The sequence below is a fragment of the Rhodobacter sp. Har01 genome (assembly GCF_020564565.1).
GTDB lineage: Bacteria > Pseudomonadota > Alphaproteobacteria > Rhodobacterales > Rhodobacteraceae > Pseudogemmobacter.
In genome coordinates this window covers 1-26,706 of the sequence record NZ_JAJCTD010000002.1, presented here as the reverse complement: position 1 = coordinate 26,706, position 26,706 = coordinate 1, and the positions used below count along the sequence as shown (strand labels likewise).

Genomic DNA, 26,706 nt, shown 5'->3' with positions numbered 1-26,706 from the left:
CGTCAGTCCTGATCGGGCCGCAGCGGCGGCATCCGGCCCTTTTGCCGGGCATCGCAGCGCCACAGCTTCCTGCGGATGCCGTCCACCTCAAGCGCGCGATACTTGCCGCCCGAATACCTGGGCCAGTCGATCGCCATCCCGGCCCTGACCATTTCGGCCGACAGATCGCGCCCGTCCGGCAGGGTACAGGTTGCCATGCTGCGGTCGTATGAGGATTCGCCGTGGAAAACCGCGCTGACCTGATGCCCCTGGCACAGCCGGATCAGCGCGGACTTGGCGTTGCGGCCATAGGGATGGTCCAACTCCGGGGCGTCGATCCCGGCCAGCCGGATGCGCTTGCCGCCGATGTCGAGGGTGTCGCCGTCGATGACCCAGGCTTTGCCGGTCAGGACCGCCCCGGCCTCGGCCACCGCGGCAACCATGGTCTGCGTCGTGACCCGGACCGACACCAGTCGCGCCGGCTGGCCAGTCGTCTGATCGGTTGGGGCGGTGTAGGTATAGCGGGCCCGCGTTGTCTCTTTGCGAAGCAGGTGGACGAAAAACCGAAGCAGGCCCATCACTTGTCAACCGTCAGACGATCCTGCGGGCAGAATTGGCAAATCTGCGGGCTGCGGCAAGCGGCATTTTTCCACAAACTGGCCTTTCCGTGCCATATCGACTAAGCAACCCGCTGTTCGCCAAAGAGGGCCACATGGATACCACCACACGCGCGGGCTTCGTGGCCCTGATCGGCGAGCCGAATGCGGGGAAATCGACGCTCTTGAACCGGATGGTGGGGGCGAAGATTTCCATCGTCACCCACAAGGTGCAGACCACCCGCACCCGCATCCGCGGGGTCTGCATGGAGGGGCAAAGCCAGATCGTCTTTGTCGACACGCCGGGCCTGTTCCGGCCGCGCCGGCGGCTGGACCGGGCGATGGTCAAGGCGGCCTGGGGCGGGGCGGCCGATGCCGACATCGTGGTGCTGCTGATCGAGGCGCAGCGCGGCCTGACCGAGGGTGCCAAGGCGATCATCGGCCGGATGGCGGATGAACTGCCGCGCGACCGGCCGGTGGCTCTGGCGATCAACAAGATCGACCGGGTCAAGGCGGAAAGCCTGCTGTCGCTGGCCGAAGAGGCGAACAGCGCCTTTCCCTTTGCCAGGACCTTCATGATCAGCGCCGAAAAGGGCTATGGCGTGCCCGCCCTGCGCGAATGGCTGGCGGGGATGGTGCCGGAAGGCCCGTGGTTCTATCCCGAAGACCAGTTGGCCGACCTGCCGATGCGGATGATCGCGGCCGAGATGACGCGCGAGAAGCTGACCCTGCGGCTGCACGAAGAGCTGCCCTACCAGCTGACGGTGGAAACCGAGAAGTGGGAGGACCGGGCGGACGGGTCCACCCGGATCGACCAGATCGTCTATGTTGCCCGCGATGGCCACAAGGGCATTGTGCTGGGCAACCGGGGCGAGACGATCAAGGCCATCGGCGCCGCGGCGCGGGCCGATATCTCGGAATTCCTGGGGCGCACGGTGCACCTGTTCCTGACCGTGAAAGTGCGGCCGAACTGGCTGGAAGAGGCCGAGCGCTATTCCGAGATGGGGCTGGAGTTCAAGGACGGCGATGCTTGAGCCCGAATTTTCGACGAAAATTCGGGGCGGGTGGTGAGCGCGCGCCTGGCTTCGGGACTGTGGGTCGCGGCCTATATGGCGCGGCTGCAGGCGGCGGCGATTCCGGCCTATCTGGCGCGGCGGGGCGATGCCACGGCCGGCGCCGTGGTGGTCAAGCTGGCCACGCTGGACGGGCAGGCGCGGGCCTTCGTGCGACGTTGGGATTTCGCCTCTGACACCCGGCGCTGGGCCGTGCTGGCCGAGGGCGACGAGGCCGCGGTGGACGCCGCTCTGGCGCGCGAGGGCGGGCGCGACCCCGACCTCTGGGTGGTCGAGATCGAGGATCGGGCAGGGCGCACGCTGCTGGACCAGGACGGGTTGGCCGAGGGCTGAGCCGCGGTCCGCCTGTCGGCCGCCGATAACGCCTGCGTTACATTCATGGTGCATCTTTGCGACAGCCATTGCATCGAAGGACCGGTCTTCCGATCTGGTCGGAAGGACCACAGATGACCAAGCCCCACACACCCGACCGCCCCAAGGCCTCGCCGTCCCGCGCCACGCCGCACGAGCGGCGGCATGCCCGGCTGATGCGCCAGTTCGACAAGCTGCGGCGGATGCTGCCCTGGCTGGACGGCTGGATCCGCCACCTGCAATCGGACCGGGCGGCGCTGATCCGCCTGCCGGTCGCGTTGTTGCTGACCTTTGGCGGGCTGCTGTGGTTCCTGCCGGTGTTCGGGCTGTGGATGCTTCCGGCCGGGTTGATGCTTCTGGCGATCGACATTCCCACCCTTCAGCATCCGGTCTCGGTCTGGTTCATCCGGGCCCGTCGCTGGTGGGCGCGACAGCGGCGGGCGCGATGGTGGTGACTTGCCGGGGCGGCCCGGCGCGCCGATAGTCGCGTGCATGGACTGGCGTGACGAAGGCATATTGATCGCAGCCCGGCCACATGGCGAGACCTCGGCGATCATCGAGATTTTCACTCGGGCGCATGGGCGGCATGCCGGGGTGGTGCGGGGCGGGGCCTCGCGCCGGATGGCGGCGCATCTGCAGCCGGGCACCCAGGTTGCCGCCGAATGGCGGGCGCGGCTGGGCGAGCACATCGGCACCTTCACGCTGGAACCGCTGCGCAGCCGGGCGCATGTGCTGGCCGACCGGCTGGCGCTGGCGGGCCTGAGCGCCGTTTGCGCCCTGCTGCACGCCACCCTGCCCGAGCGCGAGCCGCACCCCGCGCTGTGGGCCGCCACGCTGCCGGTGCTGGATGGCCTGGGCTCCGAGCATTGGCCCGGCACCTATCTGCGCTGGGAGGTGCTGCTGCTGGAGGAACTGGGCTACGGCCTGGACCTGACCTCATGCGCGGTAACGGGGGCGACCGAGGGGCTGGCCTTCGTCAGCCCCAAGACCGGCCGAGCGGTCACCAAGGCCGGGGCGGGCGACTGGTCGGACAAACTGTTCCCGCTGCCTGAGGGCCTTGCCGGGGCGGGACCGCTGCCGCCGCTGGCGCTGGCGCAGGGTCTGGCGATCACCAGCCATTTCCTGACCCGCGAACTGGCCGAGGCCCACCACGGCCGCCCCCTGCCCGAGGCGCGCAGGCGGCTGATCGACCTTCTGTTGCGCCCCGCCTGATACGACGGCAGATGTCGGTTTCGTGACAGACGCGCCGCGGGGCGACGGGTCTCTCATGGTCAGATCATGGCCACCCGCTACATTCCCCTGGCGCTGAAGCACAGCGCGACGCCGCGGATCGAGAATTTCGCGCTGCTGGCGGGGCTTGAGGCAGCGGTGCGCGGCACCCTGATCAGCGCCATGCCGCTGGCGGTCTATCATGCGCTGGGCGATGCGCAGGCGACCTCAGTCGCCTATTTCGCCTCCGGGGTGGTGGCGCTGGTCTGGGGGCTGATGGTGCCATGGGCGACGCGCTGGATCCCCCGGCGCTGGGCCTATACCGCGGGCTGCCTGCTTTATGTCACCGGCATGGCGCTGGCCGTCATCGGCACGCCGTCGGCGGTGGCGGCGGCGCTGATCTGCAACGCCATGGCCACGGCGACCACCTTCGTCTGCTTCAACGCCTATGTGCTGGACTATGTCGAGCGGGTGAACCTGGGCCGCAGCCAGAGCGTGCAGATGGCCTATGCGGCGCTGCCCTGGTCGGTGGGGCCGATGACCGGAGTCTGGCTGTCGGGCCAATGGGCGCCGGCGCCGTTCCTGCTGGCGGGGGCTTTCGCGCTGCTCTTGCTGGTGGTGTTCTGGGTGCTGCGCCTGGGCAACGGCAAGCAGATCGCCCGGGCCAAGGGGCCGGCGGTGAACCCCCTGGGCTATCTTGGCCGGTTCTTCCACCAGCCACGGCTGATTGCGGGCTGGTTCTTTGCGGTGATGCGGTCCTGCGGCTGGTGGGTCTATGTCGTCTACCTGCCGATCTTCTGCGTCGAGGCAGGGCTGGGCGACAAGGCCGCCGGAATCGCCCTGTCGGTGTCGAACGCATTCCTCTTCGCCGCCCCGGCGGTGGACCGCTGGGCCCGCCGGATGTCGGTACGCCGCTCGGTCCGGTTGGCATTCTTCGGCTGCGGCACGCTGATGGCGGCGGCGGCGTTGCTGTCATTCTTCCCGTGGGCGACAGTCGCTCTGGTGTTCGGGTCATCTTTCTTTCTGGTCATGCTGGACGTGGTGGGCGGCTTGCCCTTCCTGATGTCGGTCAAGCCATCCGAACGCACCGAGATGAGCGCGGTCTATTCCAGCTTCCGCGATGTCTCGGGGATTCTGACGCCGGGTGCGGCCTGGCTGGTGCTGTTCGTGCTGCCCTTGCCCGGCATCTTTGCCGCCAGCGCGGCGGGGCTGTTCGCCAGTTGGGTGATTGCCGGACGCCTCCACCCGCGCCTTGGCGCAACAAGGCCCTCGCGCGGCGGCGGCTGAGGGACCCGAATTTTCGACGAAAATTCGGAGTCGGTCAGGCCCAGATCTTTCCGGCCCGCACCAGCCAGTCGGCGCTGGCCTTAAGCGCCTGGTTCACCGGGATGAACGTCATCCCCAGCTCCTGCACCGCCCTCAGGTTCGATACCCGCTCCAGCCGACCCAGCTTGGGCAGGATCGAGCGGACCGAAGGGTCGAACAGGCCCAGCAGGCGCATCGCGACCCGCGGCGCCTCGCGGGTGGCGATCTTGCGGGTGGGCCAGGCGGCCTTGAACAGCTGCCCGATGCCCGCCAGCGTGATCGACCCGGCGGCGGCGATGTAGCGCTTGCCGGCGGTCTCCCGCCGGTCCAGCGCGCGCAGGTGCATCTCGGCCACGTCGCGCACATCGACGAAGGGAAAGCCGACCGGAGGCATCAGCGGATCGCGACCCTTCAGGATGCGCACCAGCAGGTCAAGCGAGGCGCCGTAATGGTCGTCCAGCGGCGGGCCGGCCACCATGCCGGGGTTGATCGTGGTCAGCTTCAACCCGTTGGCCTTGGCAAACTCCCAGGCCGCCTTTTCGGCCAGGGTCTTCGACCTGGCATAGGCCGTGGTGCCCGGCAGGCTCAGGTCGCACCAGTCGTTTTCGTCCTGCAGCGCATCCTTGCCGTTGTTCACCACCGCCACCGCGGAAGAGGTCAGGATCACCCGCGCCACCCCGGCCGCCTTTGCCGCCCGCAGCACCCGCAGCGTGCCGTCGACGGCGGGGCGGATCAGCGCGCCCTCGTCCCGGGGCTGCACCAGCGGAAAGGGCGAGGCGCAGTGGATCACCGCCGTCATGCCCTGCATCGCCGCATCCCAGCCGTCGTCACGTTCCAGATCGGTGGCCGCAAAGGACAGCCGGTCCAGCGCGGCGGGGTCTTTCAGATGGGGCCGCAGCGCGGCGCGCACCTCCTCGGCCCGGTCGGGGCTGCGCAGGGTGCCCTTGACGACGTGCCCCCGGTTCAGGGCGCACAGGGCGATGTGCTTGGCGATGAAGCCGGAAATGCCGGTCAGCAATATCACTTCGGTCATGGCGCGCACCCTGCAAGGGAAAGGCCCGGCCATGATCCATGACCGGGCCTTGTCCGTCCATCCGGAACGTGAGGTCAGTCCAGCAGGCGCCGGGCAATCACCTGGGCCTGAATCTCGGCCGCCCCTTCGAAGATGTTCAGGATGCGCGCGTCGCACAGGATGCGGCTGATCCGGTATTCCAGCGCAAAGCCGTTGCCGCCGTGGATTTGCAGCGCATTGTCTGCCGCCGCCCAGGCGACGCGGGCGCCCAGCAGTTTCGCCATCCCGGCCTCGAGGTCGCAGCGCTGGCCGTGATCCTTCTCCCAGGCCGCGAAATAGGTCAGCTGCCGGGCGATCATGATTTCCACCGCCATCATCGCCAGCTTGCCGGCGACGCGGGGAAACTCGATCAGCGCCTTGCCGAACTGCTTGCGGTCCTCGGCATATTGCATCCCGGTTTCCAGTGCCGATTGCGCCACGCCGATGGCGCGGGCGGCGGTCTGGATGCGGGCGCTCTCGAAGGTCTGCATCAACTGCTTGAAGCCCTGCCCGGGCTGGCCGCCCAAGAGGTTGTCCGCCGCCACCTTGAAGCCGTCGAAGGCCAGTTCGTATTCCTTCATGCCGCGATAGCCCAACACCTCGATCTCGCCACCGGTCATGCCGGGGGTGGGGAAGGGGGCCTCGTCGGTGCCGGGGGTCTTTTCGGCCAGGAACATGCTGAGGCCGCGATAGTCGGTGGTCTCCGGGTCTGTCCGGGCCAGCAGCGTCATCACATGGGTGCGCGCGGCATGGGTGATCCAGGTCTTGTTGCCGGTGATCTCCCAGCCGTCCCCGGTCCGCACCGCGCGGGTGCGCAAGCTGCCCAGGTCCGATCCGGTGTTCGGCTCGGTGAAGACGGCGGTCGGCAGGATTTCCCCGCTGGCCAGGCCGGGCAGCCACTTCGCCTTCTGCGCGTCGGTGCCGCCGCAGAGGATCAGTTCGGCGGCAATCTCGCTGCGGGTGCCCAAGGAGCCAACGCCGATATAGCCGCGCGACAGTTCTTCCGAGACCACCACCATGCTTGCCTTCGACAGCCCGAAGCCGCCGAATTCCTCGGGGATCGTCAGGCCGAACACGCCCATCCCGGCCAGCTCGCCGATCACCTCCATCGGGATCAGCTGGTCCTTCAGGTGCCAGTCGTGGGCAACCGGGATGACCTTTTCATCCGCATAGCGGCGGAACTGCTCGCGGATCATCTCCAGCTCTTCGTCCAGCCCGGTGGCACCAAAGGTCGCCCGGCCATGGTTGTCGCGCATCAGCGCCACCAGACGGGCACGCGCCTCGACCGAGTTGCCGGCGGCGATCAGCGCACGCGCGTCCTCGCCCGGGGTCCAGCTGCCACCCAGGTCCGACAGCCGCGCGGTCTCGCCCTGGCTCATCGGAATGCCGCCGGCGATCTGCGCCAGGTATTCGCCAAAGCCGATCTGCAGGATCAGCGCCTCGATCTCGCCGAAGCTGCCGGCCTCGGCCAGCCGCCCGGCCCAGGCCCGCAACTGGCGCAGCGATTCGACATAAGTTGCCAGCCAGGCCAGCGCATGGGCGGCGAACTGATGCTCTTCCAGCGCCGCGTTCGACACCTTGCCGGACACCGAGACCCGGTCGCGCAGCACACCACGCGCGGCGTCGAACAGCGCCGCGATCTCGGGCAGCGCGGCCTGGGTGCGCGCCAGCAGGTCGGTCAGGACAGGCGTTTCGGGCCGGGGCTGGCCATCGTGCGGCATCTGGGGCCTCCGTCGGATCGGGCGGAAAAAGGGGGATTCTGCAGTTGCGAGAGGGGTAGCGTTTTTGCAGGTGCAGCGCAATATCCTTTCGCGCCTCTGTCGCCAGGCGACGGAATATGTCGCGCCCGTCGCGCCCTTTCCAGCGAAGGCAAAGAATGCGATCACCGTCCCGGACAGGCGCGGGGGGCGGGATGGAGTTTCTTGCGGCGGGACTTTCGCCCCTTGCGGTGGCGGCCGCGATGGCGGTGGCGCTGCTGGCCGGATTCGTGAAGGGAGCGGTGGGCTTTGCCATGCCGCTGATCATGATCTCGGCCTTCTCCGCCTTCCTGCCGGCCGACCTGGCGCTGGCGGGCATGATGCTGCCGACGCTGGTGACGAACCTCAGCCAGGCCTTCCGCCAGGGCTGGGGGCCAGCGCTGGAAACCACGCGGACCTACCGGCGCTTCCTGATCGCGACGGTGGTCTTCATCGCCGTCTCGGCCCAGGTCTTCGATCTGATCCCGCGGGTGGCCTACCTTCTGCTGCTGGGCCTGCCGGTCACCGCCTTCGCGGCTGCGCAACTGGCCGGCGTGCCCCTGGCCCTGCCGCTGCACCACCGGGTGCGGGCGGAATGGACCCTAGGCGTGATCGGCGGCCTTTACGGCGGCATCTCGGGCATCTGGGGCCCGCCGCTGCTGGTGTTCCTGCTGTCCACCGGTGTGCCGAAGACCGAGATGGTGCGCGCCCAAGGCGTGGTCTTCCTGATCGGCGCAGTGGCGCTTCTGGCCGCGCATCTGGGCACCGGCCTGGCCAACCCGTCCAGCCTGACCTTCTCGGCGCTGCTGGTGATTCCGGCCCAGATCGGCATGTGGGCCGGGTTCAAGCTGCAGGACCGGCTGGATCAGGCGCGGTTTCGCCGCTGGACGCAAGCGCTGCTGGTGCTGACCGGCCTCAACCTGGTGCGGCAGGCGCTGATGTGACCGGTGCAGGCGGGGGTTTCACACCCCCGCACCCCCGTGGGATATTTCCAGACAGATGAAGAAAGGCCCGTTCTTTCATCTGTCCTCAAATATCCCGGGGGTGCGGGGGCTGGCCCCCGCAGGGTGCGGAAACGGAAAACGCCCGTGCGGGGGAACCGCACGGGCGAGCAATCGGGTCAGCGGCAGAAGCGTCAGCCGATGGCGGCGGCCTTCACGTCGGCGTCGATGAAGGGGACGTACTGGCCGAAGTTCTTCGAGAACATCTCGACCAGCTTTTTCGCCTGTGCGTCATAGGCCGCCTTGTCGGCCCAGGTGTCGCGCGGGTTCAAAAGCCGGGTGTCCACGTCATGCACCGCGACCGGCACGTCGAAGCCGAAGTTCGGGTCGCGGCGGAATTCGCCGCGGTCAAGCGAGCCGTCCAGCGCGGCAGTCAGCAGGGCGCGGGTGGCCTTGATCGGCATCCGCTTGCCGGTGCCGTAGGCGCCGCCGGTCCAGCCGGTGTTCACCAGCCAGCAGCTTGCGCCATGCTGGGCGATCTTGGCCTGCAGAAGCTTGCCATAGACTTCGGGGCGGCGCGGCATGAAGGGCGCGCCGAAGCAGGTCGAGAAGGTCGGCTGCGGCTCGGTGATGCCGCGCTCGGTGCCCGCGACCTTGGAGGTGAAGCCGGACAGGAAGTGGTACATCGCCTGCGCCGGTGACAGCCGGGCGATCGGCGGCAGCACGCCGAAGGCGTCGCAGGTCAGCATCACCACGTTCTTCGGGTTCCCGCCCAGCGCGGTGGCCGAGGCGTTCGAGATCGCCTCCAGCGGATAGGCGCAGCGGGTGTTGTCGGTCAGGCTGTTGTCGGCAAAGTCGATCACCAGCGTCTCGGGGTCGTAGACCATGTTCTCGACCACGGTGCCGAAGCGGCTCATGGTCCCGTAGATCTCGGGCTCGGCTTCCTTCGAAAGGTTGATCGTCTTGGCGTAGCAGCCGCCTTCGAAGTTGAAGATGCCGCGGTCCGACCAGCCGTGTTCGTCATCGCCGATCAGCGTGCGGGTGGCGTCGGCCGACAGCGTGGTCTTGCCGGTGCCGCTGAGGCCGAAGAACACCGCCGAGTCATCGGGGTTGCCGATGGCATGGTTGGCCGAGCAGTGCATCGCCATCACGCCCTTGCCGGGCAGGATGTAGTTCAGGATGGTGAACACCGACTTCTTGTTCTCGCCGGCGTAGCCGGTGTTGGCGATCAGCACCATCTTCTCGTCGAAGTTCAGCGCGATCACGGTCGAGGTGCGGCAGCCGTGACGGTCCGGGTCGGCCTTGAACGACGGCACGTTCACGATGGTCCAGTCCGGCACAAAGCTGTCCAGCGCGGCGCGGTCGGGGCGGCGCAGCATGTGGCGCATGAAGAGGCCGTGCCAGGCCAGTTCCGAAACCACCCGCACGTTCAGCTTCAGCGCCGGGTCGGCGCCGGCGTAAAGATCCTGCACGAACAATTCGTCGCCCTGGATATGCGCCAGCATGTCGGCTTTCAGCCGGGCAAAGGCCTCGGGCGCCATCGGGGCGTTGTTTTCCCACCAGATGGTGTCTTCCACCGCTGCGGTGCGGACCACGAACTTGTCCTTCGGCGACCGCCCGGTGAACTGCCCGGTCGAGCACAGGAAGGCGCCGCCAAGGCCCAGATGGCCCTCGCCGCGGGCCACCGCGGCCTCGACCAGGGCGGGTTCGAGCAGGTTGTAATGCACGGCCGCCGCCCCGCTGATGCCCTGCGTTTCCAAGGTCTGGTTGGGGTTCACGCGTCCGTTCATCATCTGCAAGCTCCCGTTGCCGCACATCCCGCGCGGCGATGATTTCCGTTGAAAAGCGCCGCGCCCGGGCCAGGGGGCGCCGACAGAACGCCCCGGGACAGGATCGGGGGGCGGTCTGTCCCGTGGCCTATAACATGGCATATTTCCAATGGAATAGCATCCTTTGGCACAGTTAGCGCAACCATCCGGAGGTTAGCGCAACCAATTGCACCCCCTGTCGCGCTTCGGTCCCTCACTGAGGCAAATTAGCCATTGCTTGGGAAATATCGTGTTCCCTGCGAGGATAGCACAGGGGGGTGATTCGCTTTTGTGTTGATTCCCCGGGCAGCAAGGCGGAGTATGTCGGAAAAATCATAAGTCCAGAGCAGGAACCGAAAACATGTCGAGGATCGCCCTTGTGGACGACGACAGGAACATCCTGACGTCTGTCGCCATGACCCTTGAAGCCGAAGGCTTCGAGGTCGAAACCTACAACGACGGTCAGTCCGCCTTCGAGGCGTTCAGCCGGCGGATGCCCGACATGGCGGTGCTTGACATCAAGATGCCGCGGATGGACGGCATGGATCTGCTGCAGCGGCTGCGGCAGAAGACCTCGATCCCGATCATCTTCCTCACCTCGAAAGACGATGAGATCGACGAGGTGCTGGGGCTGCGCATGGGCGCCGACGACTATGTGAAAAAACCCTTCTCGCAGCGACTGCTGGTCGAACGTATCCGCGCCCTGCTGCGGCGTCAGGAAGCCATCGCCACCGGCGAGACGGCGACGACCGAAGAAAACAAGATCATGGAACGCGGCAGCCTGCGGATGGACCCGCTGCGCCATTCGGTGCTGTGGAAGGGCAAGGACGTCGCCCTGACGGTGACCGAGTTCCTGCTGCTGCAGGCCCTGGCCCAGCGCCCCGGCTTCGTGAAAAGCCGCGACCAGTTGATGGACGTGGCCTATGACGACCAGGTCTATGTCGACGACCGCACCATCGACAGCCATATCAAGCGGCTGCGCAAGAAGATGCGCAGCGTCGACGACGACTTCTCGGCGATCGAAACGCTGTACGGCATCGGTTATCGTTACAACGAAGAATGAGCGCAGCACCGCGTATCGCGATGGAGGAGCAGCCGCGCCCCAGAAAGACCGGAGAGGTGCTTCTGGGCGAGGACTGGGTCTCGCCCGACGCCACTGTGGAAAGCCTGCGCGAGGTGCGCTCGCGCGGCGGTCTGGTGGCGCTGAACCGCAGCCCGCTGGCGCGCAAGATCATCATCTTCAACCTGATGGCGCTGGTCATCCTGGTTGGTGGCGTGCTGTTCCTCAATCCGTTCCGCGACAGCCTGGTGGTGCAGCGCGAGGCCGGGCTGATCCGCGAGGCGCAGTTGATCGCCGATGTGTTCGAGGCCCGGATGCCGCGGGCCGAGCCGGGGTTCGACTTTGCCGGCACTCTGGCCAAGATCGAAATCGGTGGCGGGGTCGAGGCCTTTGTCTTCGACCCTGACGGCGGTGTTCTGGCCAACCGCACCGGCCCGCCGGCCCGGCGTCTGGCCGGAGAGCGCATCCGCCCGACCGTCATCACCGATTTCCTGAACGCGGTCTGGGATGGCGTCTCAAGCGTGCTGACCTTCGGCCGCGAAACGGCCGAGCCGGTCGACAGCGCCACCCTGGCCCGCGAGGTCTTTCCCAAGGCCCGTGCCGGCGAGACGCAGTCGCACACCGGGCGCGACCCGTCGGGCAGCACGCTGTTTTCGGTCGGAACGCCGATCTGGGTCGCCGGCGAAGTGGTGGGCGTGGTCGCCCTGACATCGGCCGAGGGCGAGATCGACCGCCTTGTCCGCTATGAGCGCGAGCAGATCCTGCAGATGTTCGTGGTGGCGCTTCTGGTCTCGATCGGCCTGTCGCTGGTGCTGGCCTCGACCATCGCCAACCCGCTCAGCGACCTGGCCGCCGCCGCCGAGATCGGCCGCGACCGCGACAGCCGCCGGGTCAGCCCCGGCCGGGTGCGCATCCCCGACCTGGCCGCCCGCCCGGATGAAATCGGCCGGCTTTCGGTGGCCATGCGCGGCATGGTGGCGGCGCTGTATGACCGGATCGACGCCAACGAACAATTCGCCGCCGATGTCGCGCATGAGATCAAGAATCCGCTGGCCTCCCTGCGCTCGGCCGTCGGCAGCATGCGCTTTGTCAAGAAGGACGAACAGCGCGCCAAGCTTCTGGACGTGATCGAACATGACGTGCGCCGGCTGGACCGGCTGGTCAGCGACATCTCCAACGCCTCGCGGCTGGACAGCGAACTGGTCAAGGAAGAGGAAGAGCAGTTCAACCTCCTCAAGACCATCTCGAACCTCAGCCAGTATCTGGGCAGCCAGGCCAGCGAAAAGGGGGTGGACTTCATCACCGACCTGCCGGCCGACCAGATCATGATCAACGGGCTTGAGGCGCGGCTGGCGCAGGTCTTCGTCAACCTCATCGGCAATGCGATCTCGTTCTGCGAAGAGGGCGACGCCGTGCGGGTCTGGGCCCGGCGGCGCGACAACCGCGTGCTGGTGGTGGTGGAAGACACCGGCCCCGGCATTCCCGAACAGGCGCTGACCAAGATCTTCAAGCGGTTCTACTCCGAACGCCCCTCGGGCGATTTCGGCAACCATTCCGGCCTGGGCCTGGCAATCTCCAAGCAGATCGTCGAGGCGCATGGCGGCGTGATCTGGGCCGAGAACATCCGCCCGACCACCGCCGACGTCACCAGCGAACCGCTGGGCGCCCGCTTCGTGGTGGGCCTGCCGGTGTGACCGGCCCCGCCGGCGACCGCACCATCCTGCATGCCAGTTCGGTGGCCGTCGACGGCCGGGCTGTCCTGGTCACCGGCCCGTCCGGCGCCGGCAAGTCGGCGCTGTGCCTGCGGATGCTGGCGCTGGGCGCGCGGCTGGTGTCGGACGACCGGACCGAGGTGATCCGCACCCCCGAGGGCCTGCTGGCCCGCTGCCCCTCGGACGCGATCCGCGGGCTGATCGAGGCGCGCGGCCTGGGCCTTCTGCGGGCCGACCCGGTTCAGGCGCCGGTGGCCCTGGTGGTGGACCTGGGCACCCCCGAATCCGACCGCCTGCCGCCGTTTCGCACGATCAAAATCCTGGGAATGACGCTGCCGCTTGCCCAAAGGCCGCAGATCGACCCTGTTGCCGAGGCGCTGATGGTCTATCTTCAGGGTGGGCGGCAGGAGTGAGCATGGTCGAACCCGCGCAGGAGCATCGGCTGGTGCTGGTGACCGGGCCTTCGGGCGCCGGGCGGACGACTGCAATCCGCGTTCTGGAAGACCTCGGCTATGAGGGCATCGACAACATCCCGCTGACGCTGGTGCCCCGGCTGATCGACGGCCCGCCGCTGGACCGGCCCATCGCCCTGGGCCTGGATGTGCGCAACCGCGATTTCAACGCCACCGCGCTGATCGAACTGATCGACGGCCTGACCCGCGACCTGCGGGTGACGCTCGAAGTGCTGTATCTCGACTGCTCCGCCGCCGAACTGATCCGCCGGTATTCCGAAACCCGCCGCCGCCACCCGCTTGCCCCCGCCGAAACCCCGGCCGAGGGGATCGAGCGCGAGTTCGACCTGCTGGCGCCGATCCGGGCGCGCGCCGACCACCTGATCGACACCTCTGACCTGTCGCCGCACGACCTCAAGGCCGAGATCGCGCGCTGGTTCGACACCGGCAAGACCGGCCGGCTGGCCGTCTCGGTGCAATCGTTCAGCTACAAGCGGGGGGTGCCGCGCGGGGTGGACATGATCTTCGACTGCCGCTTCCTGGCGAATCCCTACTGGCAACCCGCCCTGCGCGGCCTGGATGGCCGCGATCCGGCAGTGGCCGATTTCGTCCGCGCCGACCCGCGCTTTGCCGAATTCTTCCGCAGATTGCAGGACCTGATCCTGTTTCTCCTTCCGGCCCATCTCGAGGAGGGCAAGGCCCACCTCTCGATCGGCTTTGGCTGCACCGGCGGGCAACACCGCTCGGTCGCAATTGCGGAAATGCTGGGGGTCGCCCTTGCGCAGGCAGGCTGGCCAGTGGCAAAACGACATCGGGAACTGGAACGCAAGGGCGCGGGGGGCGCGCCCGCTGGCATGGTGTCGGGCGCTTGATCGGAATCGTCATCGTGGCCCACGGCGGATTGGCGCGCGAATACCTCGCCGCTGTCGAACATGTCGTGGGCAAGCAGCCCGGCATGCGCGCCATCGCCATCGAGGATGAGCATGACCGCGAAGTGAAGCAGGCCGAGATCATGGCCGCGGCCGATGCCGTGGACCAGGGCCGTGGCGTGGTGGTGGTGACCGACATGTTCGGCGGCAGCCCGTCGAACCTGTCGCTGCCGGCCTGCGCCACCAGCGGACGCCGCATTCTCTATGGCGCCAACCTGCCGATGCTGATCAAGCTGGCCAAGTCGCGCGACATGACCCTGACCGAGGCAGTTGCGGCCGCGCTGGATGCGGGCCGCAAGTACATCAACAGCCTCGACCTTGGCGGCGGGGCCTGAAGGAACCGCCAATGACCATGCGCAGCCTCAGGATCGTCAACGAAAAAGGTCTGCACGCGCGCGCCAGCGCCAAGTTCGTCGAAGTGGTCGAGTCGCATGACGCCCGCGCCACCGTCGGCAAGGACGGGATGGAGGTTTCGGGCGATTCGATCATGGGTCTGCTGATGCTGGCCGCCTCGCGCGGGACCTCGATCGAGGTCACGACGTCGGGGAATGAGGCGGAGAAACTGGCCGACGCACTGGAGGCGCTTGTTGCGGCCCGCTTCGGAGAGGATTATTGAGCGAGGATTGCCCCGGCCCGCCGGGGCGGCACCCTGAGGACCGCCGCGTCGTGATCGAACAGAGCCAGATCGCAGCCGAGGTGCCGCCGGCACCCAAGCCGGACAAGCCCTACGACATGCGGCGGCTCAGCTATGCGGGCACCTTCAAGAACCCGTTCAAGGCCGGCACCATCCGCGCCATCGAATGGATGACCGCCAAGGTCCAGCTTCTCAGCCTGATCCGCAGCTTCGAGAAATCGGGCGCCCCCTTCGGCGCGCCGTTCTGGCCCAAGGCGATCCGGCACATGGGCATCCGCATCGACACTCCGCCCGAAGAGATCGCCCGGATTCCGGCCACCGGGCCGCTGGTGGTGGTGGCCAACCATCCCTCGGGGCTGGTCGACGGCATGCTGATGGCCGAAATGGTCAACCGGGTGCGGTCTGACTTCCGCATCCTGACCCGCAGCCTCCTGACCGGCATTCCCGAGGTCGAGGAATTCATGATCCCCGTGCCCTTCCCGCACGAGGACAACGCCCGCGAACTGGGCCTGAAGATGCGCCAGGACACCATGGACCACCTCAGGGCCGGTGGCGTGATCATCCTGTTCCCGGCCGGCAAGGTGGCAATGTCGCCCGGCTGGTGGGGCCGCGCCGTCGAGGCCGAGTGGAACGTCTTCACCCACAAGATCGTGAAGGGCTCGGGCGCGACCATCCTGCCGATCTATTTCCCCGGCCAGAACAGCCGGGCGTTCCAGATCGCCAACCAACTGTCGGACACCCTGCGCCAGGGCCTGCTGCTGTATGAAATCAAGCGCAGCCTGTTCAAGCCGCAGCGCCCCTACATCGGCGAACCGATCCCGGCCAGCGAACTGGCCAAGTGGGAAGGCAACCCGCGCGGCTTTCTGGCCTGGCTGCGCGAGCACACGCTGGCGTTGGGGAAGTAACCCGCTCTCACCGCTCGGTGGCGCCCTTTCCGGCAAGGATTCTGGCGCGGAACCCGGCAATGCGCGAGACCCGGGTCGCCGCCGTCTTTGCCGAATTCAGGTTCAGCGCATAACTCTTCTTCCGCCCTGGCGTCAGGGCGTGAAACGCCTCGGCCAGTTCGGGGTCGGCATCCAGCGCCTCGATCAGCTCATCCGGCAGATCAACCTCGCGCGCGTCTTTCGGCGCCTTGAGACCGGCCTCGGCATAGCCCATCGCTTCCTTGATGTACGACCGCAGGACTGGCTCCTGCGCCGTCACCTGTGCCGCCCTGGTAAAGCGGATCATGTCGGGATGGCTGGAATTCTCCCCCTGTTTCGCCAGCACTCCCGCAGGGTCTTTCATCAGGGCGGCGTTGAAGAAACTCAGGCGGAAATCGCCGCGGAACGCGCCGATGATCGCGATGTTTCGGCCGGCGTGCATGTAGCAGGGATGGCCCCATTTCACTGTCTCGGCCAACCCGGCCTCGCGGCAGATGCGGCGCAGGTCTTGCAGGCCTTGCGCCCAAAGCAGCGCCGAACAGTCGGGCGAGGAAAACCGGGGGCAGCGCCCGCACCCTTTCAGGAAATAGTCTTCAATCTCCGAAATCATCGTGGCCCCCCCCCCTCGCAAATCCTGGCTGCGGGCAGCAAGTGCCCGGAGGGCGGTTCAGCGTGTCGGCACCGGCACCTCGCCCCGGTAGTCGTAGAATCCCCGCTGGGTCTTGCGGCCCAGCCAGCCGGCCTCGACATACTTGGTCAGCAAGGGGCAGGGGCGGTACTTGCTGTCGGCCAGCCCGTCATACAGCACGTTCATGATGGCAAGGCAGGTGTCCAGCCCGATGAAATCGGCCAGTTCCAGCGGCCCCATCGGGTGATTGGCGCCCAGCTTCAGCGCCTGGTCGATGCTCTTCACGTTGCCGACGCCTTCGTACAGCGTGTAGACCGCCTCGTTGATCATCGGGATCAGGATGCGGTTCACGATGAAGGCCGGGAAATCCTCGGCGCTGGCGGCGGTCTTGCCCAGCCGCGCCACCACCGCGTGCATGGTGTCCCAGGTCGCCTGGTCGGTGGCGATGCCGCGGATCAGCTCCACCAGCTGCATCACCGGCACCGGGTTCATGAAGTGCAGGCCCATGAACTTTTCCGGCCGGTCGGTGCGGCTGGCCAGCCGGGTGATCGAGATCGACGAAGTGTTGGACGTCAGGATGGTGTGCGGCTTCAGATGCGGCGCGAGGTCGTCGAAGATCGCCTGTTTGACCGTCTCGCGCTCGGTCGCGGCCTCGATGATCAGGTCCAGTGGCCCGATCTCCGACAGCTTCATCGTGGTGCGGATGCGGGCCATCGCCTCGGCCCTCAACTCGGCCGTCACCTTGCCGCGGGAAACCTGGCGGTCCAAGTTGCGGCCGATGGTGACCAGCGCCTGTTTCAGGCCGTCCTCGCTGATGTCGTTCAGAAGCACGTCGTAGCCCGCCAGAGCGAAGACATGGGCGATGCCGTTGCCCATCTGCCCTGCGCCCACAATGCCGACCGTCCTGACTTCCATCGCTTCGCCCTTTCGCAGCCTCCGGGCCGACCTTACGGCCCGCTCCGGGGCAGGACAAGGCCGCGCGGCGGGCACAAGGAAAACACCTCGCTTTCTTGGCAAAGGCCGCGGTTTAGACTTTTGGAAAGGCGGCGCTGGCAGGATGTCCCCGGGTGTTGGAAATTTCTTGGGTGTGGAAGATGGCGTTCGTTCATCCGGGCGACGGGGCGCTCGACTATTTCTCCTGTCATTACGGGATGTCGCGGCTGACCTTCCGGGGGCCGCGCCGCGACCTGACTGGGGAATACCTGGCCATGCTGGGCGGAACCGTGACGCATGGCAGGTTCGTCATCGCGCCCTTTCCGGCGCTGGTCGAGGAACGGCTCGGCGTTCCGGTGGCCAATCTCGGCGTGCCGAACGCCGGCCCCGATGTCTATCTGGGCGACCGTGGCGTGGGCGAAGTGGCCGGGGCGGCCCATCTGGCGGTGCTGCAGGTGCTGGGGGCGCAGAACCAGACCAACCGGTTCTACACTGTCCACCCCCGCCGCAACGACCGCTTCATCGCCGCCACGCCGCTGCTGCGCTCGATGTACCGTGACGTCGATTTCACCGAGTTTCACTTCACCCGCCATCTGATCCACGCGCTCTGGGCCCGCGGGCCAGAGAGGCTTGCCCCGGTGGTCGAGGAGTTGCGCAACCTCTGGCTGGTGCGAATGCGGGGCATCCTGGCGCGGATGCCGCAGCGGCGCGTGCTGGTCTGGACCGGCTCGGCCCCGCCGCCCGAGAGCTTCGGCCCGCCTAACACCGCGCCGATGTTCATCGACCGCGGGCTGGTCGAGGCGCTGGTGCCCGATGTCTCGGCCTATGTCGAGCATGTCGCCAGCCCCGCGGCCCAGGCCGAGGGGGTGCGGGCGATGCGCTTCACCCCGGCCGAGGAAAGCGCGGCGCAGGAACTGCCCGGCGCAGCTGCGCACCGGGAAATGGCCGAAGCGCTGGCGCCGGTGATCGAGCGGCTTCTGTAGGACGACGAAGAACGTTTGTTCCGGCGGGTGCAAACGCAAACGGGCGCCGCAAGGGGCGCCCGTCCTGGTTCCATTCATCGGCCGATCAAAGCTTGCCGGTCAGTTCCGGCAAGGCGGTGAACAGGTCTGCCACCAGGCCGTAATCGGCCACCTGGAAGATCGGCGCCTCTTCGTCCTTGTTGATGGCGACGATGACCTTGCTGTCCTTCATGCCGGCCAGGTGCTGGATCGCGCCCGAGATGCCGACCGCAACGTACAGGTTCGGCGCCACGACCTTGCCGGTCTGGCCAACCTGCCAGTCATTCGGCGCATAGCCCGAATCGACCGCCGCGCGGCTGGCGCCCACGGCGGCGCCCAGCTTGTCGGCCAGCTTTTCGATCAGGCCGAAGTTTTCTTCCGACCCGACACCGCGGCCGCCCGAGACGACGATCTTGGCGCTGGTCAGTTCCGGCCGGTCGCTGGCCGCGACCCGGTCTTCCACCCAGGCCGACAGCGCGCCATCGACCGCACCGCCCACGGCCTGAACCGGGGCAGCACCGCCGGCACCGACGGCGGTGAAGTTCGCGGTGCGGACCGTGAACACCTTCGTCGCGTCGGCGGTCTTGACCGTCTGCATGGCGTTGCCGGCGTAGATCGGGCGCTCGAAGGTCGAGGCGTCGATGACGGCGGTCACGTCCGACAGCACCATCACGTCCAAGAGCGCCGCCACGCGCGGCAGCACGTTCTTGTTGAACGCGGTGGCCGCGCCGCAGATGTGCTCATAGCCGCCGGCCAGCGAGACGACCAGCGCCGCGGTGGGTTCGGCCATGCCATGGCAATAGGCGTGGTCGCCGGCGAACAGCACCTTCGACACGCCATCCAGCTTGGCGGCATCGGCCGCGGCGGCATCGCCACCCTGGCCTGCCACCAGCACATGCACTTCGCCAAGCGAGGCCACGGCGGCCAGCGTCTTGGCCACCTGGTCGGTTGCCAGATGGCCGTCGTTCACGTCGGCAAGAAGAAGAACGGCCATCAGATCACCCCCGCCCCGATAACGCCTGCGTCTTTGAGCTTGGCGATCAGCTCGTCCACCGAGCCGACCTTGACCCCGGCCTTGCGGCCCATGGGTTCCGCCGTCTTCAGCACCGTCAGCCGCGGCGCGACATCCACGCCGTAATCGGCCGGCGTCTTCGCCGCCAGGGGCTTGGCCTTGGCCTTCATGATGTTGGGCAGGCTGGCATAGCGCGGCTCATTCAGCCGCAGGTCCACCGTCAGCACCGCCGGCAGGGTGACGCTGATCTGCTGCAGACCGCCGTCCACCTCACGGGTGACCTTGGCCGCACCGCCGTCGATGGCGACTTCGGAAACGAAGGTTCCCTGGGCCCAGCCCAACAGCGCCGCCAGCATCTGGCCGGTGGCGTTCATGTCGTTGTCGATCGCCTGCTTGCCGCACAGAACCAGGCCCGGGCCTTCTTCCTTGACCACCGCGGCCAGCAGCTTGGCCACCGACAAGGGTTCGATGTCGGTGTGCACGTCGGCGGTCGCCTCGATCAGGATCGCCCGGTCGGCGCCCATCGCGAGGGCGTTGCGCAGGGTTTCCTGCGCCTGCTTGACGCCGATCGACACCACCACGACCTCGGTCGCGATGCCCTTTTCCTTCAGCCGGATCGCCTCTTCCACGGCGATCTCGTCGAAGGGGTTCATCGACATCTTCACGTTGGCCAGATCGACCCCGCTTCCGTCCGCCTTGACGCGAACCTTCACGTTGTAGTCGATCACCCGTTTGACAGGCACCAGCACCTTCATGCGGCAATCTCCATATCCGAAGGGCACGGGGTCCGCGCCCGCCCAAGCTTCCGCAGGCCCATTACCGCAGGAGAAAGTGATTCAACAGGGCAAATGCGACGATAGCGCGCGTCGGGACGTCGCGTTTCGATCGCGCTCAGCCGCCGCGGGTCAGGCCCGGCACCCAAAGCACATCTTTCGTGCCGTTTTCATTGGCGATCCGCCCGGCTACAAAGAACCAGTCGGACAGCCGGTTCAGGTATTTCACCGCCTCGGGGTTCACGTCTTCCATCGTCGCGGCTTCCACCACCAGCCGCTCGGCGCGGCGGCAGACGGTGCGGCACAGGTGCAGATGCGCGGCCAGGGGGCTGCCGCCGGGCAGGATGAAGCTGCGCAAGGGCTGCAACAGCGCATTCATCGCGTCGATCTCGGCTTCCAGCCGCAGGGTCTGCGGCTCGATCATCCGCAGGGGGGTGTAGGGCAGGCCCTCATCCATGTGGCGGTTGGGGGTGCAAAGATCGGCGCCCAGGTCGAACAGGTCGTTCGAGATGCGGGCCAGGGCGGCATCCATCTCGGCCGGCGCGTGCAGGCGGGCAAGGCCCACCGTGGCGTTGGTCTCATCGACCGTGCCATAGGCGCTGACGCGCAGGCTGTGCTTGGCCACCCGCGCGCCGTTGCCCAGCGCGGTTTCCCCGGCATCGCCGGTCTTGGTGTAGATTTTCGACAGAACGACCATGTTATCCCTTTGCGCGCAGCCAGGCGAAGCCCGCAACCAGCACCACGGCGATGAACTGCGCGATCAGCCGCCAGCGCATGATGCGGTTGGACGCGCGCCCGTTGGACTCTCCGCCCTTGGCAAAGCTGGCGATGCCATAGATCAGGATGCCCGCCACGATCAGCGAGGCCACCGCGGCAAGCAGGAACATCGGGTCAGACAGCATGGGCGCCCTCCGCATTCCGGTCTGTGGTCCGGTCTGGGGGATGTAGGGCACCGAGGCCGAAAAGCGAAGCGGAAATCGCCGTGGCCCGGATCAGACCCGCGCGATCAGCCAGTCCAGCGCCCGGGTCGGAAAGAACCGGCGGGCGAAGCCCATCAGGTGCGTCGGCAGGGTGACGTAATAGCGCGCCTTGGGCCGCGGGCTTTCCAGCGCCCGGATCAGCTGCGCCGTCACCGCGCTGGCCGGCAGCTCGAAGGTGTCGGGCTTGTCCTTGGCCTGGTACAGCCGGTGCAGCAGCCCGCGGTACTCCTCGACCCGGGCCGAGGCCTGCCAGTCCACCCACCGCTCGAAATGCGGCACCGAGTTCTCGCGGATGCGGCTGGTGATCGGGCCGGGCTCGATCAGGATCACCTCGATCCCGGTCCCCTTCATCTCGATCCGCAGCACGTCCGACAGCCCCTCCATGGCGAACTTGGTCGCCACATAGGCGCCGCGCCAGCGCATCGCCACCAGCCCCAGCACCGAGGAACAGTTGACGATCCGCCCCGCCCCCGCCGCCCGCATCATCGGGATCACCCGCCGCGTCAGGTCGTGGTAGCCGAAGAGGTTGACCTCGAAGATCTCCCGCAGCGCCCCCCGTGGCAGGTCTTCCACCGCGCCGGGGCAGGCAAAGGCGCCGTTGTTGAACAAGGCGCCCAGCCGGCCGCCGGTCAGCCCCTTCACCGTCTCGACCGCCGCCGCGATGCTGGTCTCGTCGGCGTAGTCCAGAACAAAGCTCTCCAGCCCCTCGGCCCGCAGCCGTTCGCAGTCGGCCTCGGCCCGGCAGGTGGCGAAGACCCGCCAGCCGCGCGCGGCCAGCCCCTTTGCGGCGTCATAGCCGATGCCCGAGGAACACCCGGTGATCAGAATGGATCGGTCCATGATCCCGCCCTAGCGACCGGCGGCAGAGAGGTCAAACCGGTTCAGGGCGCAACCGGCGACAGGAAGCGCGTCGCGACATAGCCTTCGATGCCGTCGCCCTCGATGATGATCTGCGCCCATTCGCTGTCTGCCATCGCGATCACCGTCACCGCCTCGCCCGCGGCCAGCTTGCCCAGGACATAGGCCTCGGTCGAAGGGTCCTCGCGGACGTTTACCGAACTCGCGGTCACATACCAGATCTCGCCCCCCGTCGCGCTGCCGAGCGGAACCGCCTCGGGGGTCGCTTCGGGAAGGGTCTCTGCCACCTCGACCTTGTCGCCGCCCAGCGAGGGCAAGGCCGACAGCGTGAACACCGGCGCCGGGGTCACCTTGCGGGCTGCCGGTTCCGGCACGGGCGGCGCTGGGTCGGGCGTGAAGGCGGCCGCAATGACCGCGGGTTCGGCCGCCACCGCCGCCGGCTGCACCGGGGCGGCCCGACGGCGTTCCAGCACCACGATGTCTTGCCCTTCCGCCACCGCCTTCGCCAGACCGGGGCGCATCTGCCCCCGGTCTTCGCCCGCGACCAGAAGGGTCACGAACAGGCCAGCACAGAGCAGCACCGTAAGGCGGAACATGAGATCACCAGTTATCAGGCAAGGGCAGGTGATGACCTTCTAACACATTCACCGGCAGGCCTTTAGAGGAAAAATCGCCGGCTTTTCCCCGTCGGCCGGGACCCGCGGGGAAAACCGTCTGGACCGCGCGGCCAGCCCGCAATACACAACATCCATGTCCGCCGAAGACGAAACCGACAAGCCCTATGGCCTGACCGTGTCCGAGCCGCTTTCCCGCGCGATCGGAGAGCGGTACCTGACCTATGCGCTGTCGACCATCATGCACCGCGCCCTGCCCGATGCCCGCGACGGGCTCAAGCCGGTGCACCGGCGAATCCTCTGGGCGATGCGGCGGCTGCGGCTGACGCCGACCGGGGGCTTTCTGAAATCGGCCAAGATCGCCGGCGACACGATGGGCGATTTCCACCCCCACGGCGACGCTGCGATCTATGACGCGATGGCGCGGCTGGCGCAGGATTTCAACATGCGCTACCCGCTGGTCGACGGGCAGGGCAACTTCGGCAACATCGACGGCGACAATCCGGCCGCCTCCCGCTATACCGAGGCCCGCATCACCGCCCTGACCGAGGCGCTGCTGGAAGGCATCGACGAGACCTCGGTCGATTTCCGCCCCAACTACGACGGCCGCCTGGAAGAGCCGGTGGTGCTGCCCGCCGCCTATCCCAACCTTCTGGCCAACGGCTCCAGCGGCATCGCGGTCGGCATGGCGACCAACATCCCGCCGCACAACCTGGATGAGCTGATCCGCGGCTGCCAGGCCCTGATCCGCGACCCCGGCCTGTCCACCGCCGACCTGGTCGCCCATATCCCCGGCCCGGATTTCCCCACCGGCGGCGTGCTGGTCGAACCCGCCGCCAGCATCCTTGAGGCCTACGAGTCCGGCCGCGGCAGTTTCCGCACCCGGGCGAAATGGCAGATCGAAGACCTTGGCCGCGGCACTTGGCAGATCGTCGTCACCGAGATTCCCTTTCAGGTGCCGAAATCCCGCCTGATCGAAAAGCTGGCCGAACTGATCGAGCTGAAGAAGGTGCCGCTGCTGGCCGACATCCGCGACGAGAGCGCCCAGGACATCCGCATCGTGCTGGAACCCCGCGCCCGCACCGTGGATGCCGACATGCTGATGGGGATGCTGTTCCGCAACAGCGACCTGGAAACGCGGTTCAGCCTGAACATGAACGTCCTGATCGACGGCCGCGTGCCCAGGGTCTGCTCGCTCAAGGAAGTCCTGCGCGCCTTCCTTGACCACCGCCGCGACGTTCTCCGCCGCCGCAGCGAGCATCGCATCGACAAGATCGACGCCCGGCTTGAGGTGCTGGAAGGCTTCATCATCGCCTACCTCAACCTCGACCGGGTGATCGACATCATCCGCTATGACGAAGACCCGAAAGCCGCCCTGATGCGCGAGGACTGGGGTCGCAGCCACACGCGGGCGACGTCGGAAAAGGACTATCGCCCCCCCGCACCGGGCGAGGGCGAGCTGACCGAGGTGCAGGCCGAAGCCATCCTCAACATGCGCCTGCGCAGCCTGCGCAAGCTGGAAGAGATCGAGCTGCGGCGCGAGCGCGACGATCTGATGAAGGAACGCGCCGGGCTGGCGGACCTTCTGGAAAGCGACCGCCTGCAGTGGAAGCGGATCGCCGAGGAGTTGGAAGACATCCGCCGCAAATACGGCAAGGGCACCCCCGGCGGCGACCGCCGCACCCTTCTGGCCGAGGCCGGCGAAGTGGAAGAGGTGCCCTTCGAGGCGATGATCGAGCGCGAGCCGATCACCGTGATCTGTTCCCGCATGGGCTGGATTCGCGCCATGAAGGGCCATGTCGACCTGGCGCTTGAGCAGAAGTTCAAGGATGGCGACGGCCCCCGCTTCGCCTTCCACGCCGAGACCACCGACAAGATCCTGGCCGTGGCCGAAAACGGCCGCTTCTACACCCTTCTCGGCGCCAACCTGCCCGGCGGCCGCGGCATGGGCGAACCGCTGCGCCTGATGGTCGATCTGCCGAACGACACCGGCCTCACCGACCTGATCCTGTTCCGGGCCGGCGCGAAATACCTTGTCGCCTCAAGCGCCGGCGACGGTTTCGTCGTCCCGGCCGAGGAACTTTTGGCCCAGACCCGGGCCGGCAAGCAGGTGCTGAATGTGCGCGACGGCGAAAAGGCCGCCGTCTGCACCGCCGTCAGGGGCGATCACGTCGCCGTGGTGGGCGACAACCGCAAGCTCCTGGTCTTCCCGCTGGCCGAATTGCCCGAAATGGCCCGCGGCAAGGGTGTGCGGCTGCAGAAATACAAGGACGGCGGGCTGTCCGACGCGATCACCTTTGCGCTGTCCGACGGCCTGTCGTGGAAAGACCCCGCCGGCCGCACCCGCACCGAGACCGACCTGAGCGAATGGACAGGCTCCCGCGCCAGCGCCGGCAAGATGGCCCCGCGCGGCTTCCCGCGCGACAACCGCTTCACCTGAAACCGCGCGGCCGCGCGAGCGCGGCCGGCATAGACCCGGGCCAGATAGACCCGGGCCAGGCGCCGGCGCGGGGGGGGGCGTTGCGGCGGTCGGCGGCCTCGGCTATGCCTCGGGGCCAGCCCCTGCGCACCGGAGATCCCCATGGCCCGCCGCCTTGCCGCCCTGATCTTGGCCCTTGGCCTGGCCGCCTGCGCCCGCAACGACCTGGCCGAGCCGCCGGTGCCCCTGGGCGACTTTGCCCTGGGTCTGAACATCGCCGTTGCCGACAAGGTGCAGATGGTGCCGATCAGCCGCCCGGCCACCCCGGCCGATTGGGAAGCCGCGATGTCCAAGGCCGTCGCCGACCGTTTCGGCCGCTACCAGGGCAGCAAGCTTTACAACATCGGCATCTCGATCGACGGCTACGCGCTGGCCCCGCCCGGCATTCCCGTCGTCGCCGCGCCGAAATCCGTCGTCGTGATCACCGCCAATATCTGGGACGACGCCGCGCAGAAGAAACTGAACCCCGAGGGCAAGCAGTTCACCGTTTTCGAGGGTCTGTCCGGCGAAAGCGTCATCGGCACCGGCCTGACCCGCACCAAGGCCCAGCAGATGGATGCGCTGACCTACAATGCCGCGAAAAAGGTCGAGGGCTGGCTGCTGGAACACCCCGAATGGTTCGGCATGACGCCCGAACAGCTGCAGGCCGCGCTGGCCACCCGCACCGCGGCGATGAAAGCCGCCCCTCCCGCCGCCCCGCCTGCGTCACCCGCACCTGCGCCGGCAGGCAACTGAGGCTTGATTTTCCCCCCTTGTGCCAGTAAGCCGCCGCGCGAGTGAACCGAGGGTCCTCTCCCGGGGTCCCCAGAACCAAGGGCAGCCACGATGGGCAAGGCAAAGTTTGAACGCAACAAACCGCACGTCAACATCGGCACGATCGGCCACGTTGACCACGGCAAGACGACGCTGACCGCGGCGATCACCAAGTATTTCGGCGAATTCAAGGCCTACGACCAGATCGACGGCGCGCCGGAAGAGCGGGCGCGGGGGATCACGATCTCGACCGCGCATGTCGAGTATGAGACCGAGGCCCGTCACTACGCCCACGTCGACTGCCCCGGCCACGCCGACTATGTGAAGAACATGATCACCGGTGCGGCGCAGATGGACGGCGCGATCCTGGTGGTTGCGGCCTCGGACGGCCCGATGCCGCAGACCCGCGAGCACATCCTGCTGGGCCGCCAGGTGGGCATTCCCTACATGGTCGTCTACATGAACAAGGTCGACCTGGTCGATGACCCGGAACTCCTGGAACTGGTCGAGATGGAAGTGCGCGAGCTTCTGTCCTCCTACGAATACCCCGGCGACGACATCCCGATCATCAAGGGCAGCGCCCACCAGGCGATGATCGGCGAGCGCAAGGACATCGGCGAGGATTCGGTCCGCGCGCTGATGAAGGCGGTGGACGACTACATCCCGACCCCGGCGCGGGCCGTCGACCAGCCGTTCCTGATGCCGATCGAGGACGTGTTCTCGATCTCGGGCCGCGGCACCGTGGTCACCGGGCGGGTCGAGCGCGGCGTGATCAACGTCGGTGACGAGGTCGAGATCGTCGGCATCCGCCCGACGGTCAAGTCGGTCTGCACCGGCGTCGAGATGTTCCGCAAGCTCTTGGACCGCGGCGAGGCCGGCGACAACATCGGCGCGCTGCTGCGCGGCATCGACCGCG

Annotated in this window: 29 protein-coding genes; 17 read left to right on the top strand and 12 right to left on the bottom strand. The window is 67.4% G+C overall.

The features are described from left to right. Nucleotides 1–2: 2 nt before the first annotated feature. Nucleotides 3–557: a thermonuclease family protein gene (locus tag LHP98_RS05900; protein WP_227251597.1), complete on the bottom strand. Its 555-nt coding sequence runs from the start codon at nucleotides 555–557 to the stop codon at nucleotides 3–5. Between the two features lie 134 nt (nucleotides 558–691). On the opposite strand from LHP98_RS05900, the gene era reads away from it, so the two are divergent. From era to LHP98_RS05875, 5 genes are all read left to right on the top strand, one after another. Further along, nucleotides 692–1,609, top strand: a complete 918-nt coding sequence (era, locus tag LHP98_RS05895; protein ID WP_227251596.1) for a GTPase Era — start codon at nucleotides 692–694, stop codon at nucleotides 1,607–1,609. A gap of 33 nt (nucleotides 1,610–1,642) precedes the next feature. Further along, complete coding sequence (locus LHP98_RS05890; RefSeq protein ID WP_227251595.1) at nucleotides 1,643–1,981, top strand: DUF1491 family protein; 339 nt, start codon at nucleotides 1,643–1,645, stop codon at nucleotides 1,979–1,981. Nucleotides 1,982–2,094: 113 nt separating this feature from the next. Next, the gene (locus LHP98_RS05885; protein WP_227251594.1) at nucleotides 2,095–2,454 is read left to right on the top strand and encodes a hypothetical protein; all 360 of its coding nucleotides are present in this window, start codon (nucleotides 2,095–2,097) and stop codon (nucleotides 2,452–2,454) included. 37 nt (nucleotides 2,455–2,491) lie between these two features. Beyond that, complete coding sequence (gene recO / locus LHP98_RS05880) at nucleotides 2,492–3,211, top strand: DNA repair protein RecO (RefSeq protein ID WP_227251593.1); 720 nt, start codon at nucleotides 2,492–2,494, stop codon at nucleotides 3,209–3,211. Between the two features lie 66 nt (nucleotides 3,212–3,277). After that, nucleotides 3,278–4,495, top strand: a complete 1,218-nt coding sequence (locus LHP98_RS05875) for an MFS transporter (RefSeq protein ID WP_227251592.1) — start codon at nucleotides 3,278–3,280, stop codon at nucleotides 4,493–4,495. Nucleotides 4,496–4,529: 34 nt separating this feature from the next. On the opposite strand, the gene LHP98_RS05870 is transcribed toward LHP98_RS05875, so the two are convergent. Both LHP98_RS05870 and LHP98_RS05865 read right to left on the bottom strand, forming a co-directional pair. Next, nucleotides 4,530–5,546, bottom strand: coding sequence for an SDR family oxidoreductase (locus tag LHP98_RS05870; protein WP_227251591.1), 1,017 nt, complete (start codon nucleotides 5,544–5,546; stop codon nucleotides 4,530–4,532). A 74-nt stretch (nucleotides 5,547–5,620) separates the two neighbouring features. Continuing rightward, complete coding sequence (locus tag LHP98_RS05865) at nucleotides 5,621–7,285, bottom strand: acyl-CoA dehydrogenase family protein (RefSeq protein ID WP_227251590.1); 1,665 nt, start codon at nucleotides 7,283–7,285, stop codon at nucleotides 5,621–5,623. A 191-nt stretch (nucleotides 7,286–7,476) separates the two neighbouring features. On the opposite strand from LHP98_RS05865, the gene LHP98_RS05860 reads away from it, so the two are divergent. Further along, complete coding sequence (locus LHP98_RS05860; RefSeq protein WP_227251589.1) at nucleotides 7,477–8,244, top strand: sulfite exporter TauE/SafE family protein; 768 nt, start codon at nucleotides 7,477–7,479, stop codon at nucleotides 8,242–8,244. 191 nt (nucleotides 8,245–8,435) lie between these two features. Here the strand turns inward: LHP98_RS05860 and LHP98_RS05855 are convergent, their stop codons facing one another. Further along, complete coding sequence (locus LHP98_RS05855; protein WP_227251588.1) at nucleotides 8,436–10,034, bottom strand: phosphoenolpyruvate carboxykinase; 1,599 nt, start codon at nucleotides 10,032–10,034, stop codon at nucleotides 8,436–8,438. A gap of 376 nt (nucleotides 10,035–10,410) precedes the next feature. Here LHP98_RS05855 and LHP98_RS05850 point away from each other — a divergent pair, with 376 nt between their 5' ends. The 7 genes from LHP98_RS05850 to LHP98_RS05820 are packed head-to-tail and all read left to right on the top strand — an operon-like array spanning nucleotide 10,411 to nucleotide 15,741. Beyond that, a complete protein-coding gene (locus LHP98_RS05850) occupies nucleotides 10,411–11,112 on the top strand; it encodes a response regulator transcription factor (RefSeq protein WP_227251587.1) in 702 nt (233 codons plus the stop codon). Beyond that, the gene (locus LHP98_RS05845) at nucleotides 11,109–12,803 is read left to right on the top strand and encodes a sensor histidine kinase (RefSeq protein WP_227251586.1); all 1,695 of its coding nucleotides are present in this window, start codon (nucleotides 11,109–11,111) and stop codon (nucleotides 12,801–12,803) included. Before LHP98_RS05850 ends, LHP98_RS05845 begins: the two co-directional genes overlap by 4 nt. Continuing rightward, nucleotides 12,800–13,234 (top strand): HPr kinase/phosphorylase, encoded by a 435-nt coding sequence (locus LHP98_RS05840; protein ID WP_227251585.1) that lies wholly within the window; start codon nucleotides 12,800–12,802, stop codon nucleotides 13,232–13,234. Before LHP98_RS05845 ends, LHP98_RS05840 begins: the two co-directional genes overlap by 4 nt. Before the next feature lie 2 nt (nucleotides 13,235–13,236). After that, nucleotides 13,237–14,145, top strand: a complete 909-nt coding sequence (gene rapZ, locus LHP98_RS05835) for an RNase adapter RapZ (protein WP_227251584.1) — start codon at nucleotides 13,237–13,239, stop codon at nucleotides 14,143–14,145. After that, nucleotides 14,142–14,537, top strand: coding sequence for a PTS sugar transporter subunit IIA (locus LHP98_RS05830; RefSeq protein ID WP_227251583.1), 396 nt, complete (start codon nucleotides 14,142–14,144; stop codon nucleotides 14,535–14,537). Before rapZ ends, LHP98_RS05830 begins: the two co-directional genes overlap by 4 nt. 11 nt (nucleotides 14,538–14,548) lie before the next feature. After that, nucleotides 14,549–14,818, top strand: coding sequence for an HPr family phosphocarrier protein (locus tag LHP98_RS05825; RefSeq protein ID WP_227251582.1), 270 nt, complete (start codon nucleotides 14,549–14,551; stop codon nucleotides 14,816–14,818). Nucleotides 14,819–14,868: 50 nt separating this feature from the next. After that, on the top strand, nucleotides 14,869–15,741 hold the full coding sequence (locus tag LHP98_RS05820) for a lysophospholipid acyltransferase family protein (RefSeq protein ID WP_227251581.1): 873 nt from the start codon (nucleotides 14,869–14,871) through the stop codon (nucleotides 15,739–15,741). A 7-nt stretch (nucleotides 15,742–15,748) separates the two neighbouring features. On the opposite strand, the gene LHP98_RS05815 is transcribed toward LHP98_RS05820, so the two are convergent. Then, complete coding sequence (locus tag LHP98_RS05815) at nucleotides 15,749–16,369, bottom strand: YdeI/OmpD-associated family protein (protein ID WP_227251580.1); 621 nt, start codon at nucleotides 16,367–16,369, stop codon at nucleotides 15,749–15,751. A gap of 57 nt (nucleotides 16,370–16,426) precedes the next feature. Beyond that, nucleotides 16,427–17,302 (bottom strand): 3-hydroxybutyryl-CoA dehydrogenase, encoded by an 876-nt coding sequence (locus tag LHP98_RS05810; RefSeq protein ID WP_227251579.1) that lies wholly within the window; start codon nucleotides 17,300–17,302, stop codon nucleotides 16,427–16,429. A gap of 179 nt (nucleotides 17,303–17,481) precedes the next feature. Here LHP98_RS05810 and LHP98_RS05805 point away from each other — a divergent pair, with 179 nt between their 5' ends. Continuing rightward, on the top strand, nucleotides 17,482–18,303 hold the full coding sequence (locus LHP98_RS05805; RefSeq protein WP_227251578.1) for a DUF6473 family protein: 822 nt from the start codon (nucleotides 17,482–17,484) through the stop codon (nucleotides 18,301–18,303). Nucleotides 18,304–18,388: 85 nt separating this feature from the next. On the opposite strand, the gene LHP98_RS05800 is transcribed toward LHP98_RS05805, so the two are convergent. From LHP98_RS05800 to LHP98_RS05775, 6 genes are all read right to left on the bottom strand, one after another. Then, on the bottom strand, nucleotides 18,389–19,315 hold the full coding sequence (locus tag LHP98_RS05800; protein WP_227251577.1) for an electron transfer flavoprotein subunit alpha/FixB family protein: 927 nt from the start codon (nucleotides 19,313–19,315) through the stop codon (nucleotides 18,389–18,391). Further along, nucleotides 19,315–20,088, bottom strand: a complete 774-nt coding sequence (locus tag LHP98_RS05795) for an electron transfer flavoprotein subunit beta/FixA family protein (RefSeq protein ID WP_227251576.1) — start codon at nucleotides 20,086–20,088, stop codon at nucleotides 19,315–19,317. Before LHP98_RS05795 ends, LHP98_RS05800 begins: the two co-directional genes overlap by 1 nt. A gap of 136 nt (nucleotides 20,089–20,224) precedes the next feature. Next, entirely contained in the window at nucleotides 20,225–20,803 is a 579-nt protein-coding gene (locus tag LHP98_RS05790; protein ID WP_227251575.1) for a cob(I)yrinic acid a,c-diamide adenosyltransferase, read from the bottom strand. A gap of 1 nt (nucleotide 20,804) precedes the next feature. Beyond that, nucleotides 20,805–21,008, bottom strand: a complete 204-nt coding sequence (locus tag LHP98_RS05785) for a twin transmembrane helix small protein (protein WP_227251574.1) — start codon at nucleotides 21,006–21,008, stop codon at nucleotides 20,805–20,807. Nucleotides 21,009–21,098: 90 nt separating this feature from the next. After that, entirely contained in the window at nucleotides 21,099–21,926 is an 828-nt protein-coding gene (locus LHP98_RS05780; protein ID WP_227251573.1) for an SDR family NAD(P)-dependent oxidoreductase, read from the bottom strand. Nucleotides 21,927–21,967: 41 nt separating this feature from the next. Beyond that, nucleotides 21,968–22,540 carry an SH3 domain-containing protein gene (locus tag LHP98_RS05775; protein ID WP_227251572.1) on the bottom strand — a complete coding sequence of 191 codons (573 nt, stop codon included), beginning with the start codon at nucleotides 22,538–22,540 and terminating at the stop codon, nucleotides 21,968–21,970. Between the two features lie 154 nt (nucleotides 22,541–22,694). On the opposite strand from LHP98_RS05775, the gene parC reads away from it, so the two are divergent. The 3 genes from parC to LHP98_RS05760 all read left to right on the top strand — a co-directional run. Then, nucleotides 22,695–24,998, top strand: coding sequence for a DNA topoisomerase IV subunit A (parC, locus tag LHP98_RS05770; protein ID WP_227251571.1), 2,304 nt, complete (start codon nucleotides 22,695–22,697; stop codon nucleotides 24,996–24,998). 141 nt (nucleotides 24,999–25,139) lie between these two features. Further along, complete coding sequence (locus LHP98_RS05765) at nucleotides 25,140–25,772, top strand: hypothetical protein (RefSeq protein ID WP_227251570.1); 633 nt, start codon at nucleotides 25,140–25,142, stop codon at nucleotides 25,770–25,772. Between the two features lie 90 nt (nucleotides 25,773–25,862). Beyond that, on the top strand, nucleotides 25,863–26,706 hold an 844-nt coding region (locus tag LHP98_RS05760), incomplete at its 3' end, for an elongation factor Tu (protein ID WP_227251569.1).

Excerpts from the sequence above, each read along its gene's own strand:
- LHP98_RS05885 (WP_227251594.1), top strand. The coding sequence starts at position 2,095 with ATGACCAAGCCCCACACACCCGACCGCCCCAAGGCCTCGCCGTCCCGC.
- LHP98_RS05790 (WP_227251575.1), bottom strand. The coding sequence starts at position 20,803 with ATGGTCGTTCTGTCGAAAATCTACACCAAGACCGGCGATGCCGGGGAA.
- LHP98_RS05860 (WP_227251589.1), top strand. The coding sequence starts at position 7,477 with ATGGAGTTTCTTGCGGCGGGACTTTCGCCCCTTGCGGTGGCGGCCGCG.
- LHP98_RS05775 (WP_227251572.1), bottom strand. The coding sequence starts at position 22,540 with ATGTTCCGCCTTACGGTGCTGCTCTGTGCTGGCCTGTTCGTGACCCTT.
- LHP98_RS05870 (WP_227251591.1), bottom strand. The coding sequence starts at position 5,546 with ATGACCGAAGTGATATTGCTGACCGGCATTTCCGGCTTCATCGCCAAG.
- era (WP_227251596.1), top strand. The coding sequence starts at position 692 with ATGGATACCACCACACGCGCGGGCTTCGTGGCCCTGATCGGCGAGCCG.
- LHP98_RS05765 (WP_227251570.1), top strand. The coding sequence starts at position 25,140 with ATGGCCCGCCGCCTTGCCGCCCTGATCTTGGCCCTTGGCCTGGCCGCC.
- LHP98_RS05875 (WP_227251592.1), top strand. The coding sequence starts at position 3,278 with ATGGCCACCCGCTACATTCCCCTGGCGCTGAAGCACAGCGCGACGCCG.
- LHP98_RS05810 (WP_227251579.1), bottom strand. The coding sequence starts at position 17,302 with ATGGAAGTCAGGACGGTCGGCATTGTGGGCGCAGGGCAGATGGGCAAC.
- LHP98_RS05850 (WP_227251587.1), top strand. The coding sequence starts at position 10,411 with ATGTCGAGGATCGCCCTTGTGGACGACGACAGGAACATCCTGACGTCT.
- LHP98_RS05845 (WP_227251586.1), top strand. The coding sequence starts at position 11,109 with ATGAGCGCAGCACCGCGTATCGCGATGGAGGAGCAGCCGCGCCCCAGA.
- LHP98_RS05865 (WP_227251590.1), bottom strand. The coding sequence starts at position 7,285 with ATGCCGCACGATGGCCAGCCCCGGCCCGAAACGCCTGTCCTGACCGAC.
- LHP98_RS05795 (WP_227251576.1), bottom strand. The coding sequence starts at position 20,088 with ATGAAGGTGCTGGTGCCTGTCAAACGGGTGATCGACTACAACGTGAAG.
- LHP98_RS05785 (WP_227251574.1), bottom strand. The coding sequence starts at position 21,008 with ATGCTGTCTGACCCGATGTTCCTGCTTGCCGCGGTGGCCTCGCTGATC.
- LHP98_RS05805 (WP_227251578.1), top strand. The coding sequence starts at position 17,482 with ATGGCGTTCGTTCATCCGGGCGACGGGGCGCTCGACTATTTCTCCTGT.
- rapZ (WP_227251584.1), top strand. The coding sequence starts at position 13,237 with ATGGTCGAACCCGCGCAGGAGCATCGGCTGGTGCTGGTGACCGGGCCT.
- LHP98_RS05815 (WP_227251580.1), bottom strand. The coding sequence starts at position 16,369 with ATGATTTCGGAGATTGAAGACTATTTCCTGAAAGGGTGCGGGCGCTGC.
- parC (WP_227251571.1), top strand. The coding sequence starts at position 22,695 with ATGTCCGCCGAAGACGAAACCGACAAGCCCTATGGCCTGACCGTGTCC.
- recO (WP_227251593.1), top strand. The coding sequence starts at position 2,492 with ATGGACTGGCGTGACGAAGGCATATTGATCGCAGCCCGGCCACATGGC.
- LHP98_RS05900 (WP_227251597.1), bottom strand. The coding sequence starts at position 557 with ATGGGCCTGCTTCGGTTTTTCGTCCACCTGCTTCGCAAAGAGACAACG.
- LHP98_RS05800 (WP_227251577.1), bottom strand. The coding sequence starts at position 19,315 with ATGGCCGTTCTTCTTCTTGCCGACGTGAACGACGGCCATCTGGCAACC.
- LHP98_RS05855 (WP_227251588.1), bottom strand. The coding sequence starts at position 10,034 with ATGATGAACGGACGCGTGAACCCCAACCAGACCTTGGAAACGCAGGGC.
- LHP98_RS05780 (WP_227251573.1), bottom strand. The coding sequence starts at position 21,926 with ATGGACCGATCCATTCTGATCACCGGGTGTTCCTCGGGCATCGGCTAT.
- LHP98_RS05825 (WP_227251582.1), top strand. The coding sequence starts at position 14,549 with ATGACCATGCGCAGCCTCAGGATCGTCAACGAAAAAGGTCTGCACGCG.